Genomic DNA, 14,189 nt, shown 5'->3' with positions numbered 1-14,189 from the left:
ATTATTCAATGTCACCGGAAACGCACCCGCCACACGCATCGCCGCACCGAGAATGGAGGCTCCTCAGCTCTTCAATGGCAACCATATCTCAAGCCCGCCCATCCCACTAACAGGATCAAACTTCTCGTCATACCGCTCGAAATTCGGCGCATCAGCAGGAATATGTCCCGACGCCGGCAGCCACTGATTCCAGATCGTGTTCCAGGTGCGCCGGATAGTCGAAATATGTTCGCGATGGCTAAACACCGCATACCGCTGCGGCGAAATCCGCAAGCGGCTGAGCTCAGCAGGCAATGCTGAAAAGTCACTGACTTCGACACCGCACAGATAGTCAATGTTGCCAGCATCGTCAGCGTTATAGCAGACGCCATACGCCACATTGCTGATCTGCCCAGGCACTTTGCCGAAGTAGTCACCAAAGCGCTGCCACTGCGACGGAATTGCAGCGCAGGTTTCGCTGGTATAGCGCTCGCTCAGACCCGCAACAAGAAACGCTTTACCGTCTTCAAAGCGCGGCGGTTCGAGATGGGTAAGCAGGGTTTCGTCCATTTTGATCGGCTCCACGAGGGCGAGATTGTCGAGATGGCCGCGCACGCGCAGCCCGTCGGGCGTGAGCCCGAATTGCTCGCGAAACGCGCGTGTGAATGCCTCGTGAGAACCGTAGCCGGCGTCGATGGCGACCGTGAGGATGTCCGGTGCACCACTCGCCAGACGGCGTGCCGCTTCGGTCAAGCGCCGCCCGCGGACATAGCGCATCACCGAAACCCCCGTGGCCGCTTCGAAGGCGCGCGCCAGGTGAAAGCGCGACACGCATCCGCATTTGGCGATGTCGTCGAGCGTCAACTCGTGGGCAAAGTGGCTTTCGATAAACCACAGCGCTTTTCCAACCGGGTTCATATGGGCTCTCATGTCAGCATGGAACCAGCATAGCGAGCGCCGATCCGGGATGTTTGATCGGGATTGCGGTTTTGCGGGGCGGCGTTTAGTAGTTTTCGGTCGCGGCTTTGTTGCCCGTGGCGGGGGAGTGTCCATCCGCTGCCGTCACGTTGTGACCGTGAGCCCCTTCCTGCGCCCCAGCCGAACCCGCGTGCCCCGGCCGCAACAACAGCCCGCCAAGCACCCCCGCCACTGCCGCAAAGATCGCCCCAAACAAAAACGCGACGTGATACCCACTGTTCAGCGCCGCGACCGCATCACCAGACGCCTGCATCGCCTCACTCCGCGCCGCGGCAAGACTCGCCAGCACCGCAAGCCCAAGCGCGCCACCCATCATGAACGACGTATTGACGATACCCGACGCGAGCCCCGAATCACTCGGATCGACATCGCTCATGGCGGCGAGCAGCATCGGATTGAAGGCGATACCGGCGCCGAAGCCGAGCAGGATCATGCCGGGCATGACATCGAGCACAAAGCTGCCGCCCACCGGCGCGCGAGCGAACAAAGCAAGACCGCACGCCGCGACCAGCAGACCGACGGCCAGCGGAAGCCGCAGGCCAAAGCGCATCACCACCCGCGCCGACAGCCCGAGCGAAAAGAACCCCATGATCAGGTTGGCGGGCAGGAATGCAAGCCCGACCTGCAACGGCCGATAGCCAAGCACACGCTGCAAATACAGCGCAGAGATGAAGAACCAGGCAAACATCGCCGCCGCCCACAACACGCCGACCACGTTCGCGGTCGCGACATTGCGCAAGCGGAACAGACCAAGCGGCATCAATGGATGCTGAACGCGCGCTTCGATCACAAGGAACACGACAAGCAGCGCCAACGCGGCAAACAGCAAACCTAGCGTCTGCGCCGAAGTCCAACCAGCCTCATTGCCATTCACCACCGCATAGACCGCCAGCATCAGCGAAACAGTGACAGACACCGCGCCGGCCACATCGAGCCGCTCGCCGTGCGCATGCCCGCGCGCGGACGGCAACAGCGCGACACACAGCGCGTACACGGCAATACCGATCGGCAGGTTGACGAGAAAGATCCAATGCCAGCTCAGCAGATTGGTCAGCAGCCCGCCGAGCAACACGCCGATGCTGCCGCCACCCGCGCACACGAAACCGTACACGCCCATCGCTTTCGCACGCTCGCCGGGCTCTGTGAACAGGTTCATGATGAGGGACAACGAAACCGCCGAGACAATCGCACCCGCCACGCCCTGAACGGCCCGCGCGCACACCAGCAGTCCTTGCGAGTTCGAAATCCCACAAGCAAGCGACGCCAGCGTAAACAACGTGATGCCGATAAGAAACAGCTTGCGATGCCCATACAGGTCGCCGAGCCGCCCGCCAAGCAGCAGGCAACCGCCGAAGGTCAGCATATACGCATTGACCACCCATACGAGCGATGTCTCGGTAAAACCGAGGTCCGCCGCAATGGACGGCAGCGCAACGTTCACGATCGTCGTATCGAGCACGATCATGAGCACGCCGAGGCACAACACAATCAGTGCGAGCCAGCGTTTGTTGCCGTGGATGGAATGGGTCATGCAGGCGGCTCCTTAGGCACGGTCTATCGGATGCCGGACGCGCCGCCGCTGAAACAGACGCCGCGCCGAAAGAAACGCAACCGGCGGCAACACCGTCCAACCGGTTGGCAACTCGTTGACGACAATGGGATTTTTCAGTCTAGCACCCGCGGGTTTGGGCCCACAACTACGATTTCCAGGGCCGCGCAAACCTCAATCGCCGCCGAGCAATTCGTACTTGCCGCCACGCTCGAGCGCTTGCTGATAAGCCGGCCTCGCGTGAATACGCTTGAGGAAATCGACCACCGCCGGAATCTGGCCTTCCATGCCGCCGCGCGCCGTGGCGGCTTCGAGCGGGAAGCTCATCTGCACGTCAGCCGCCGTGAAATCGTCACCGACGAACCAGCCGGTCGCGCTCAGTTCCTTGTTGATGTAGCCGAGGTGCAGCTTCAACTGCGGATCGATGAAGCTCGACTGCAGCGTGCCGGCAATCTTGCGCGCGATCGGCTTGGCGAAGAACGGCATCGGCGCGCTGGCAATGCGCAGCGCCACGAGCTTGAGCAGCAGCGGCGGCATCGCGGAACCTTCCGCGTAATGCAGCCAGTACGTGTAACGCAGCCGCTCCGGCGTGCCCGGCGCCGGCGCAAACCGTCCCTGCCCGTATTTGCCGATCAGATACTCGATGATCGCGCCCGACTCCGCGATAGTCTGGCCGTCATCGGTAATCACGGGCGACTTGCCGAGCGGATGCACCGCGCGCAACTCGGGCGGCGCCAGCATTGTTTTCGGATCGCGCTGGTAACGCTTGATCTCGTAAGGAACACCGAGTTCTTCGAGCAGCCACAGCACACGTTGCGAGCGGGAGTTGTTCAGATGATGGACGGTCAGCATGGGTCGAGGGACGGTGGCCAATGGAGTGTCACATCATAAGGATGTTGTGCAGAGGCGGGCCTCTAGTCGCACCTCACACGCGTGATTTGCCGCCCATCAATTGATTCGACGGCAGCGTTTCGTCGAGCAGCTTGCGCGCGCTTTCGATACCGGCCACAGGCAGCCCCTCTGGGTTCAGCAAGCCCACCTGCACCAGCACGGATGCCTGATCCCAATAGATGTGCTCGTTATAAAGCTTGTCGCCGCGGAAACACACTACCGCGAGCATCGGCACCTCGAAATACTTACCGGTTGGCGCTACGCCGGGCAGCAACCAGTCGATCTCGCAGCTATGCGTGCAGCTAAAAATGAATTCGTCGACGATGCGATCCGCGCCGATGGTGCGCGAAATCGGAATCAGCTTCGTATCGACAGGATTCGAGTTGACGAAGTGATGCGTATAGAAACGCTTGAGGTTGTCATGACCGACTCCGCCGGTCATGGTCGGAACGTGATTGACGTAGGGTTGCGCGACCATGGTGGGCATGACCGCATCCACGTCACGCGTGGCGAACTCGTAGTAGCAATGCGCTTCCCACAGCGCGTTGAGATCGTAGACCGGACCCAGCACCTTGCGCAGCAGCGCGAGCGTGCGTGAATAGGCCATCATCGCGGCGGGTTTGTCGTATTGCGGACGCGACGGCGCGGCAAACGCATGATCGCAACCGGGGTACACGTATTGTTCGATTTGCGGCTGCGTGCGCAACGCAACGCTGATCCGTTCGCGGGTTTCCGGCGGACAATGCGAGTCGTTTTCGGGGAAGTGGAACATCATCGGGCAGCGAATCGCGGGCACTTCGTCCAGATACGCTTCGAGGCCCACGCCGTAGTAGCTGACTGCGCAATCGACATCGGTTCGCGCGGCGCTCAGGAATGCGAGCTTGCCGCCGAGGCAGTAACCCACTGTGCCCACCTTGCCGGCCTGTTCGGGCATGGCGCGCAATGCGGCGACGGTGGCCGCGATATCGTCGATCGCGAGGTCCGTGTCGAACTGGCCGAGATAGGCGAGCGCCTGCTTCATGTCGGCTTCGCCATATCCGAGCACGATGCCCGGTTTGATCCGCCAGAACAGATCCGGCACCAGCACCACATAGCCTTCCTCAGCGAAGCGGTCCGCCATCGCCTTCATGGTGTCGTTGATGCCGAAAATTTCCTGCAGGAGCACGAGTCCCGGCCCCGACCCTTGCGCGGGGCTCGCGACGTACGCATTGAAACGGCCGCCATCCTGGGCGACGACTTCGATGAAAGAGGCGGCCATGCGGTGTGTCTCCTGTGTCGATCGTTGATCGACAAATGTGGGCTAGGCCATCGTACGCAACTCGAAGCGTTTGAGCTTGCCGGTTTCGGTGCGCGGCAGTGAATCGACGAAAACGATGACGCGTGGATATTTATACGGCGCCACGCTATTTTTCACGAAATCCTGCAGTTGCGCGACCAATTTGTCGTCGCGCTCGTAACCCGGATTGACCACGACGAACGCTTTGACGATCTGTCCGCGGGTTTCGTCCGGCACACCTATCACGCCGCATTCGGACACCGCGTCGTGTTGCAGCAGGACGCTCTCCACTTCGGGTCCGGAGATGTTGTAGCCGGCGGAGACGATCATGTCGTCGGCGCGTGCCTGGTAGAACACGTAGCCGTCTTCGTCGAGATAGACGGAATCCCCGGGCAGGTTCCAGCCGTCGCGCACGAACTTCTTCTGCCGCTCGTCGGCGAGATAGCGGCAGCCGGTCGGGCCGCGCACCGCGAGTTTGCCGATCGTGCCGGGCGCGACCGGTCGCATGTCGTCATCCACGGCCTGCACGACGTAACCCGGCACCGCGCGGCCGATGGCGTTCGCGCGAATCTCGTCGCCTTGCGCCGAAATGAAAATGTGGATCAACTCGGTGCCGCCAATGCCGTCGATCATGTCGATGCCTGTCGCGTCGCGCCACAGACGCCGTGTCGAATCCGGCAATGCTTCACCCGCCGACACGGTTTTCTTCAGCGAAGAGACGTCGTGGTGCGCAACCAGCGGCGCCATTTGCCGATAGAAAGTCGGCGCGGTGAACATGACGGTCGCGTGAAAACGCTCGACGGTCTGCAGCAACGTCTCGGGCGTGAGCTTCTCGATCAACACCGTGGAGGCGCCAACTCGCAACGGAAAACACAGCAGGCCGCCGAGCCCGAACGTAAACGCGAGCGGCGGAGTGCCGCAAAAAATATCGTTCGATGTGGGCTTGAGCACGTGACGCGGGAACAGATCGCACATGGCCACGACATCGCGATGAAAGTGCATGCAGCCCTTCGGCGCACCGGTCGTGCCGCTGGTGAACGCAATCAGGCAGACGTCGTCGGCGGCGGTGTCGCACGCGGTGAAATGGTCGGGCTTGTTGATCGCGAGCGTATCGAGCGAATCGGCGGCGTCATCGTGGAAGAGTCGCGTTTGCTTCAGACCCGCGCAATAGAACTCGTCTTCTGGATCGGTGCAGCGTGCCAGTTCGGCGGTCAGGCGAGCGTCGCACAACGCCGCGCCGACCTGCGCTTTCTCGATGATCTGCTTCAGTTCCTTGGCTCGCAGTAGCGGCATGGTCGGCACCACGACGAGTCCGACCTTCAGCGCCGCGAGCGCGGTCACGGCCATGTGCAGCGTGTTCGGACCGCGTAGTAAAACGCGGTTGCCGGGCTGCAGTCCCATTTCGTCGACCAGCACGTGCGCGCTGCGATTCACGAGCGCCAGCAGTTCACCGTAGGTGGTGGCGCGCGGTGTGCCGTCGACATCGGACCAGATCGCGGGATGATCGCGGTGGCCTGCATCGATGGTTCTATCGAGCAACTCCGTCGCGCAGTTCAAGCGCGCCGGGTACGCGACGTCGGGGTTGTCGAGCAGAAAGACGGGCCATTGATCCTGCGGCGGAAGATTGTCGCGCGCGAAGGTATCGACGTGTGCTGACGGTTCCATCATGGTCTCCCGGGCGTTGAGCCGGCTAAATGCGCTTCGGTTGGCTTGGTGGGTTCTTTTCGTGTGCTTCGTTGCTCTGTTACTGAGGGACCACGGCGGTCGCCTCGATTTCGACCTTCGCTTCGTCTTCAATCAGCGCGACGACCTGCACCGCGCTCATCGCGATGTCGTAGTCCCCGATCAGCTCGCGAAACGCGCGGCCGATGTCTTTCAACGAAGCGAGGTACTCGCGCTTGTCAGTGACGTACCACGTCAATCGCACCAGATGCTCGGGCTTGCCGCCCGCTTCGTGCAATACGGCGAGCACATTCTTGAGCGCCTGGATGGCTTGCGCGGCGAAGTCGGTCGTCTGGAAACGCGCCTGTTCGTCCCAGCCGATCTGGCCGGCAATGAACACCTGCGTACCGTTTGCCGCGACACCGTTCGCGTAGCCACGCGGCTTGACCCAGCCGGCGGGAAGAAGAGCTTTTTTCATGAGCGATGCGCCTCAATGGAGTCGGGCTGTGGAGCGAACGCCGCGAGCGCGCTCGCGATGTCGGCGGGAATGTCGATGGATGTGCCGCGTTCGAGCGACGTCGTGACGAGCACCTGTTTCGCGCGGAAACGGGTTTCGCCGTTGCAATGGCCGACGATCTCGATGCTGATCGATCGCCGCCCGATCGCCGCAACATTAAGTGTCAGCGTGATCGTTTCGCCCATCTGGCTCGGCCGCGAAAACTCGCAGTCGAGTTTGACGATCGGCAAGCCGAGGCGGCGTTGCGAGATCATGTGCGCGTAATCGATATGCAGGCCTTCGTTGAACCAGTCTTCGACCAGCGCGTTGGTCATCACCAGATATTGCGGAAAGAACACGATGCCCGCCGGATCGCAGTGCGAGAAACGGATGCGTACGGGCCGCTCGAAAGACGCGCTCATTTGAGGTTCGCTCCGGCAGTCGCGGCAGCATGCGCTTTCAGCAGATCGCGTCCGACAATCAATTGCTGCACTTCGGTCGCGCCTTCGTAAATGCGCAGCGCGCGAATCTCGCGATACAACATCTCGACGGCCGTACCGCTTTGCACGCCCATGCCGCCGTAGAGTTGCACCGCGGCGTCGATCACCTGTTGTGCGCCTTCGCTTGCGTGCCACTTCGCCATTGCGGCTTCACGCGTGACGTTTTCGCCTTGATCGCGCAACCACGCGGCGCGATAAACGAGCAACGCGCTGCTATCGATGGTCAAGGCCATCTGCGCGAGTTTGGCCTGCGTCAGTTGAAAATCGCCGAGCGTCTGCCCGAACATCTTGCGCGACGCGGCACGCGCGAGGCCTTCTGCCATTGCATGACGCGCGAACCCGAGCGACGCGGCCGCCACGGAAGTGCGGAAAATATCCAGCGTCCGCATGGCGAGCTTGAACCCTTCACCGGGCGTGCCGAGCATCTGGCTGCGCGGCACGCGAGCGCCCGCAAAGTGCAGGCGCGCGAGCGGATGCGGCGCGATCACGTCGATGCGTTCGGCGATCTCCAGGCCCGGCGTTTCCGCATCGACAATAAATGCGCTAATGCCGCGCGCATCCGGCGCTTCGCCGGTTCTCGCGAACACCACGTAGAAATCGGCAATGCCGCCATTGGAGATCCACGTCTTGTCGCCGTCGAGCACGTAGGTGTCGCCGTCGTCGCGGGCGGACAGCGCCATGGCGGCGACATCGGAGCCCGCCTCAGGCTCGGACAGCGCGAACGCTGCGATGGCCGTGCCGTTGGCGACGCGCGGCAGGTAACGTGTCTTCTGTTCGTGCGTGCCGCCGAGCGAGATGGCGCCCGAACCAAGCCCCTGCATCGCCAAAGCGAAGTCCGCGAGTCCCGAGTGTTTGGCCAGCGTTTCGCGCAGCAGGCAAACGGCGCGCGTATCGATCGTATCGCCGTGGCCGCCGTACGCAACGCCGCCCACGCCATATTTCAGCCAGCCCGCGGCGCCGAGTTCACGCACCAGATGACGGCAGGCCGCATCCACGTCCTTGTGGTCTTCGTGCGAGAGGTTCTCGCGGCACCATGCTTCGATGCCCGCGGCCAGTTCGCGATGACGCGGCTCGAAGAACGGCCACGCCAGCGCGCTATGCAGATCCAGTTCAGTGTTGGCGCTCAACTCAGTCTCCTTCGAACACCGGACGCGACTTCGCGGCAAACGCGCTGTAGGCGCGCTCGAAATCGCGTGTGCTCATGCAGATCGCCTGGGCTTGCGCTTCGGACTCGATCGCTTCGTCGATGCTCATGCTCCATTCCTGATGCAGCATCTTTTTCGTGATGCCGTGCGCGAAAGTCGGACCGGCGACGAGGTCGGCGGCGAGCTTGTGCGCTTCTTCAAGAAGCGCCGCGGGTTCGCACAGCCGGTTGTAGAAGCCCCACGCGTGGCCTTCGTCGCCGCTTGCCGAGCGTCCGGTGAAGAGCAATTCGGCGGCGCGGCCCTGGCCGATGATGCGCGGCAGAATCGCGCAAGCGCCCATATCGCAGCCCGCGAGACCGACGCGTGAGAACAGGAAAGCGAGCTTGCTGCGCGCGGTGCCGAGCCGCATGTCGGACGACATCGCGAGAATCGCACCGGCGCCGGCGCAGACGCCGTCGACGGCCGCAATCACCGGTTGTGGGCAATGGCGCATGGCTTTGACCAGATCGCCGGTCATGCGCGTGAAGAGCAGCAGTTCCGGCATGGGCAGATCGATCAGCGGCGCGATGATGTCGTGCACGTCGCCGCCGGAACAGAAGTTGTCGCTGGCGCCGTGAATCACCACTGCCTTGACGTCGGTCGCATAGGTCAATTGCCGGAACAGATCGCGCAACTCGGCATACGACTCGAAAGTCAGCGGATTCTTGCGCTCCGGGCGGTTCAGCGTGATCGTCGCGACCTTGTCGGCGACCGACCAGCCGAAGTGCCGCGCTTCGTAGCCGGCTAGCGTGAGGCGATTGCCGGCCAGCAGGGCATCGGCGTTGGATCGTGTCATGAATGTCTCCTATGTCCGCTCGTTTCGATGCCGATCAGTCTTTCAGACTGTCGAGCAGATGTTGCTTGAGTTTGCCGAGGCGCTGATGGGTGCGCGATTTTTCATCGAGGCTCAAACCGCCGAACAGTTCGACTACCCATTGCTCGTGCGCGACCGCCATCTTGTCGAATGCCTTGCGACCCGCTGGTGTCAGACACACGCTGATCGAGCGGCGGTCGTTCGGGTCGTTGTCGCGCGAGACCAGTCCTTCTTTTTCGAGCTGATCCGTAATGCCGGTGATGTTGCCGCCCGTCACCATCAAACGACGCGACAGTTCGGTCATTTTCAGGCCTTCGGGATGTCGCTCCAATTGGGCCATCAGATCGAAACGCGGCAACGTAGTGTCGAATTCGTTGCGCAGACGCTTGCGCAATTCGGCTTGCACGAGGTTGGTCGTGGTCAGCATGCGCAGCCATAGCCGCAAGCCCATGTGACTATCCGCGCCGGTGCTCATTTCGAGGTCCACGACGTTCTCCGCGGGTTTGGGGACGCCTTTGCGCGGCGGTTTCGTTTCAGCCGCCGCAGCGGGCTTCTTGATGTTCGATGACTTGGTCACATCACTTCTCCACCAGAGATGGAAATGGATTGCCCCGTGATGGCGTCCGAGCCGGGTTGGCAGAGCCAGAGCACCGCATTGGCGACCTGTTCCGGACTCACGAAGCGATGTTGCGGATTCGAGCGAAGCAAGGTTTCGCGCGCTTGTTGTTCGGTGCGCGAGGTCTTGCTGGTGATCTGTTCAAGCGACGCGTGCAGCAGTTCCGTTTCCGTATAGCCGGGACACACGGCGTTCACGGTGATGCCTTTCGTCGCGACTTCCAACGCGAGCGAACGCGTCAGACCGATCACGCCATGTTTCGCGGCGCAATAGGCAGCGACGTACGCGTAGCCGATCTGTCCCGCCGTGCTGGCCACGTTGATGATGCGTCCATGACCGCGTTCGAGCATGCCGGGCAATACCGCGCGCGTGCCGAGAAAGACGCCGGTGAGGTTCACGTCCAGCATGCGCTGCCAGAGCGCCGTGTCGGTGTGTGTGAACGGCGCGGCTTGCGCCTGACCCGCGTTGTTGACGAGGATGTCGACTGCGCCGGCCTCACGGAACGCGTTCGCGACGGAGTCTTCCTGCGTGACGTCGACGCTGATGCACGCCACGTCGCCCAGCGCGCGGCACTTTTCGCGCTGCATGTCGAGACGTTCCGCATTGCGGCCCATCAAGGTCACGCGCGCGCCGGCGCGCAGCAAGCTTTCCGCGACTGCCGCGCCGATGCCGCTGCCGCCACCGGTGACGACCGCGTGCTGTCCCGCGAGGGTGGAATTGAGCGTGTTCACACGGTTCCTTCAGCGCGTTGCGCGCGTTCTTGCGGCGACAGACCGGCGTTCGCGGCGGCTTGAGCACGCTCGCGTTCGAGGTTGCGTTCCAGTTGGGACTTCGCCGCCGTGTAGGGCTTTGGCCACATCACATCGAAATAGCCGATCTTGGCCGCTTCGTTCAACGTCCACGAAGGATTCGCCAGATGCGGGCGAGCAATCGCGCACAGATCCGCACGGCCTGCCGCGATGATGCTGTTCACGTGATCCGCTTCGGAGATCGCGCCGACCGCGATGGTCGCGATGCCGGCTTCGTTGCGCACGCGGTCGGCGAATGGCGTCTGGAACATGCGGCCGAATACCGGTTTTTCTTCCTTGCTGACCTGGCCCGACGATACATCGATCATGTCGGCGCCGGCGGCCTTGAAGGCTTGAGCGATCTTGACTGCGTCGTCGGGCGTTGTGCCGCCTTCGACCCAATCGTTCGCGGAAATGCGCACGGAAATTGGCTTGTCTTGCGGCCAGACCGCGCGGATCGCCTTGAAAACCTGCAACGGGTAGCGCAGACGATTTTCCAGCGAGCCGCCGTATTCGTCGGTGCGGTGATTGGTCAGTGGCGACAGAAAGCTCGACAGGAAATAGCCGTGCGCGCAATGCAATTCGAGCCAGTCGAAACCCGCTTCCACCGACATTTGCGTGGCGCGGACGAACTGCGCTTCGATTTCACGCAACTCGTCTTGCGTGGCTTCGCGCGAATGCTGGCTGACGCCACGCAGATATTGCTGCGGCGATGCCGAGATGAGCGGCCAGTTGCCTTCCGTGAGTGGCTGATCGATGCCTTCCCACGAGACACGTGTCGAGCCTTTCGCGCCAGAATGGCCGAGCTGAATGCCGATCTTCGCATCCGACTGACGATGCACGAGATCGACGATGCGCTTCCACGCGGTGAGATGCTCGGGCGCGTACATGCCCGGACATGCGGGCGTAATGCGCGCTTCGGGCGAGACGCAGGTCATTTCCGTCATGACGAGCCCTGCGCCGCCCATCGCGCGGGCGCCGAGATGCATCAGGTGATAGTCGCCCGCAATGCCGTCGACGGCCGAGTATTGCGCCATGGGCGACACCACCACGCGGTTTTTCAGCGTGACGCCGCGCAGCGTGAAGGGCGTGAACATCGGCGGGACGGAGTGCTTCTCCGGCGCGCGATTCACGCCGGAGCGCTGGGCGAGCCAGTCTTCGAAGCCGGACAGGTACTGCGCATCACGTTCACGCAAATTTTCGTGAGAAATACGCTGCGAGCGCGTGAGCAGCGAATAAGCGAACTGTTCCGGCTCGAACGACGTGTAGCGGTCGACATGCTCGAACCATTCCGTCGAATTGCGCGCCGCGTTTTGAATGCGCAATACGTCGATGCTGCGCACGTCGGTGTAATGCTTCAGCGCGGCGGCGAGGTCACCCGGATGCGCGCTCATGCTGTTGGCGAGTTCGATCGAATCTTCGAGCGCGAGCTTGGTGCCCGAGCCGATCGAGAAGTGAGCGGTATGCGCGGCATCGCCCATGAGGACGACCGGCGTTTGCGCGCCGTCCGCGTTGCTGCGCCAATGCACCCATTCCTCGTTGACGACGCGCGGGAAGCGAATCCATTGCGACGAGCCGCGCAAATGCGCCGCGTTCGACAACAAGGGGTTGCCGTCCAGATACTTCGCGAACAGCTTTTCGCAGAAGGCAATGCTGTCTTCCTTGCTCATTTCGTCGAGGCCGGCGGCGCGCCACACGCGCTCCGGCGTTTCGACAATGAACGTGGAGGTCTGATCGTCGAAACGATAGGCGTGCGCCTGGAACCAGCCGAATTCGGTTTCTTCGAAGGCGAAGGTGAAGGCGTCGAAGAGTTTTTTGGTGCCAAGCCAGACGAAGCGGCAATCGCGCATGTCGACGGAGGGCCGATAGGTGGCCGCGTACTTTTGACGGACCGCGCTGTTGGCGCCGTCGCAAGCGATGATCAGGTCGGCCTCGTAGACGCTGTCGTCCGTGACCTGGGTTTCGAAAACCAGCTTGACGCCGAGTTCCTCGCAGCGCGCTTGCAGGATATTCAGCAGACGCTTACGGCCGATGCCGCAGAAGCCGTGACCCGATGAACGGATTTGCCGGCCGCGGAAATTGATCTCGATGTCGTCCCAGTGATTGAAGGCGTCGAGGATCGCGTCGGCGCTGGGGGCGTCGGCGGCGCGCAGATTGCCGAGTGTCTGGTCGGAGAAGACGACGCCCCAGCCGAAGGTGTCGTACGGGCGGTTGCGCTCGACCACCGTGACATCGTAGGCCGGGTTCCGGCTCTTCATCAAGAGGCCGAAGTACAGACCGGCCGGGCCGCCACCAATGCAAACGATGCGCATGCTTGTTCCCCATATGTGAACGCTGCTGATGGAGATAATTTAGGCGTAGATAGTTTAGATGTCAAGTAAATGTGCGGGCGAAAACACCGAGCCACAACGCGGCGCGGCGCTGGCCTGACGGCCAGCCGGACTAGACGGTCGGGTGGATTACAGCAGCTGTGAAAATAAAGTATGTCGCGAACCTGCATTCTCGACACTGAGGCGGGGGCACACAAATCCTGCCCGCGAACGCGCCCCGCTCGCGAATTGAAGCTTGCATCAGCTTGGCCCCAGGCGGCCTCGATGCATCAGACGAGCGCTTTGCTGGCGGCGGCCGTGCGGCCGCGCAGCCAGTTAATGCTCGCGAAGAGCAGCACGGCGAACACGATCAGCATCGTCGCCACGGCGAGGATCGACGGGTCGATCGAGTCGCGAATACCGCTCCACATCTGCCGCGGCACGGTGGTTTGATCCGGGCCGCCGATGAACAGAATGACGATGACCTCGTCGAACGAGGTCGCGAAAGCGAAGACGCTGCCGGTCGCGACCGCCGGCGTGATGAGCGGCAAGGTCACGCGCCTGAATGTGACCCACGGCGTCGCGCCGAGCCCGGAGGCGGCGCGCAACAGACTCTGATCGAACGAAAGCAGTGACGCGGTCACGGTGATCACGACGAATGGCGTGCCGAGCGCCGCATGCGCCAGCACCACGCCGGGATACGAGTTCACCAGGCCGAGCGGTGCGAAGATCAGATAGAAGCCTGCGGCGACGACGACGATCGGTACGATCATCGGCGAGATGATGATCGGCATGATCAGCGAGCGCAGCGGAAACTGCGTGCGCGAAATGCCCAGCGCGGCGAGCGTGCCGAGACATGTGGCGATCAGCGTCGATGCCGCGCCGATGCCGATGCTGTTCAGGAGCGATCGTTGCCAGCCCGCGCTCGTGAGCGCCTGCTCATACCAGCGCAGCGAAAAGCCCTGCAACGGGTAGGAGAAATACGAGCCCGAATTGAACGAGAGCGGGATGATCGCGAGAATGGGCGCAATCAGGAAGAACAGCACAAGCGCTGTATGCAGCCGCACCCAGCGCGCGGCGATGCGTTCCGTCAGCACCTTGTTGCGTTGATCTTGCATGTCGTTCCCTCGTCGTGTCCGCATGTTTC

The 14,189-nt window shown here is 62.3% G+C and carries 13 protein-coding genes; all 13 read right to left on the bottom strand.

Annotated elements, in window-relative coordinates; genetic code table 11:
* Positions 1-63: 63 nt before the first annotated feature.
* A complete protein-coding gene (locus B0G74_RS30305) occupies positions 64-897 on the bottom strand; it encodes an AraC family transcriptional regulator (protein WP_132379128.1) in 834 nt (277 codons plus the stop codon).
* An 85-nt stretch (positions 898-982) separates the two neighbouring features.
* A complete protein-coding gene (locus B0G74_RS30300; protein WP_132379126.1) occupies positions 983-2,488 on the bottom strand; it encodes a DHA2 family efflux MFS transporter permease subunit in 1,506 nt (501 codons plus the stop codon).
* Positions 2,489-2,680: 192 nt separating this feature from the next.
* Positions 2,681-3,358, bottom strand: coding sequence for a glutathione S-transferase (locus B0G74_RS30295; RefSeq protein WP_132379124.1), 678 nt, complete (start codon positions 3,356-3,358; stop codon positions 2,681-2,683).
* A gap of 73 nt (positions 3,359-3,431) precedes the next feature.
* A complete protein-coding gene (locus tag B0G74_RS30290; RefSeq protein WP_132379122.1) occupies positions 3,432-4,655 on the bottom strand; it encodes a dienelactone hydrolase family protein in 1,224 nt (407 codons plus the stop codon).
* A gap of 42 nt (positions 4,656-4,697) precedes the next feature.
* The gene (locus B0G74_RS30285; RefSeq protein ID WP_132379120.1) at positions 4,698-6,338 is read right to left on the bottom strand and encodes an AMP-binding protein; all 1,641 of its coding nucleotides are present in this window, start codon (positions 6,336-6,338) and stop codon (positions 4,698-4,700) included.
* Positions 6,339-6,417: 79 nt separating this feature from the next.
* Positions 6,418-6,813 (bottom strand): RidA family protein, encoded by a 396-nt coding sequence (locus B0G74_RS30280; RefSeq protein WP_132379118.1) that lies wholly within the window; start codon positions 6,811-6,813, stop codon positions 6,418-6,420.
* Entirely contained in the window at positions 6,810-7,253 is a 444-nt protein-coding gene (locus B0G74_RS30275; protein ID WP_132379116.1) for a thioesterase family protein, read from the bottom strand. Before B0G74_RS30275 ends, B0G74_RS30280 begins: the two co-directional genes overlap by 4 nt.
* Positions 7,250-8,458, bottom strand: a complete 1,209-nt coding sequence (locus tag B0G74_RS30270; RefSeq protein ID WP_132379114.1) for an acyl-CoA dehydrogenase family protein — start codon at positions 8,456-8,458, stop codon at positions 7,250-7,252. The genes B0G74_RS30275 and B0G74_RS30270 overlap by 4 nt, the downstream gene beginning before the upstream one ends.
* A 1-nt stretch (position 8,459) precedes the next feature.
* Complete coding sequence (locus B0G74_RS30265; protein WP_132379112.1) at positions 8,460-9,311, bottom strand: enoyl-CoA hydratase family protein; 852 nt, start codon at positions 9,309-9,311, stop codon at positions 8,460-8,462.
* Positions 9,312-9,345: 34 nt separating this feature from the next.
* Positions 9,346-9,906, bottom strand: a complete 561-nt coding sequence (locus B0G74_RS30260; RefSeq protein WP_132379110.1) for a MarR family transcriptional regulator — start codon at positions 9,904-9,906, stop codon at positions 9,346-9,348.
* The gene (locus B0G74_RS30255) at positions 9,903-10,676 is read right to left on the bottom strand and encodes an SDR family NAD(P)-dependent oxidoreductase (protein ID WP_132379108.1); all 774 of its coding nucleotides are present in this window, start codon (positions 10,674-10,676) and stop codon (positions 9,903-9,905) included. Before B0G74_RS30255 ends, B0G74_RS30260 begins: the two co-directional genes overlap by 4 nt.
* The gene (locus tag B0G74_RS30250) at positions 10,673-13,045 is read right to left on the bottom strand and encodes a bifunctional salicylyl-CoA 5-hydroxylase/oxidoreductase (protein ID WP_132379106.1); all 2,373 of its coding nucleotides are present in this window, start codon (positions 13,043-13,045) and stop codon (positions 10,673-10,675) included. Before B0G74_RS30250 ends, B0G74_RS30255 begins: the two co-directional genes overlap by 4 nt.
* 287 nt (positions 13,046-13,332) lie before the next feature.
* The gene (locus B0G74_RS30245) at positions 13,333-14,160 is read right to left on the bottom strand and encodes an ABC transporter permease (RefSeq protein ID WP_132379104.1); all 828 of its coding nucleotides are present in this window, start codon (positions 14,158-14,160) and stop codon (positions 13,333-13,335) included.
* Positions 14,161-14,189: the final 29 nt, after the last annotated feature.

Source organism: Paraburkholderia sp. BL9I2N2, assembly GCF_004339745.1.
Lineage (GTDB): Bacteria > Pseudomonadota > Gammaproteobacteria > Burkholderiales > Burkholderiaceae > Paraburkholderia.
This window is presented reverse-complemented; position numbering and strand designations above follow the sequence as displayed.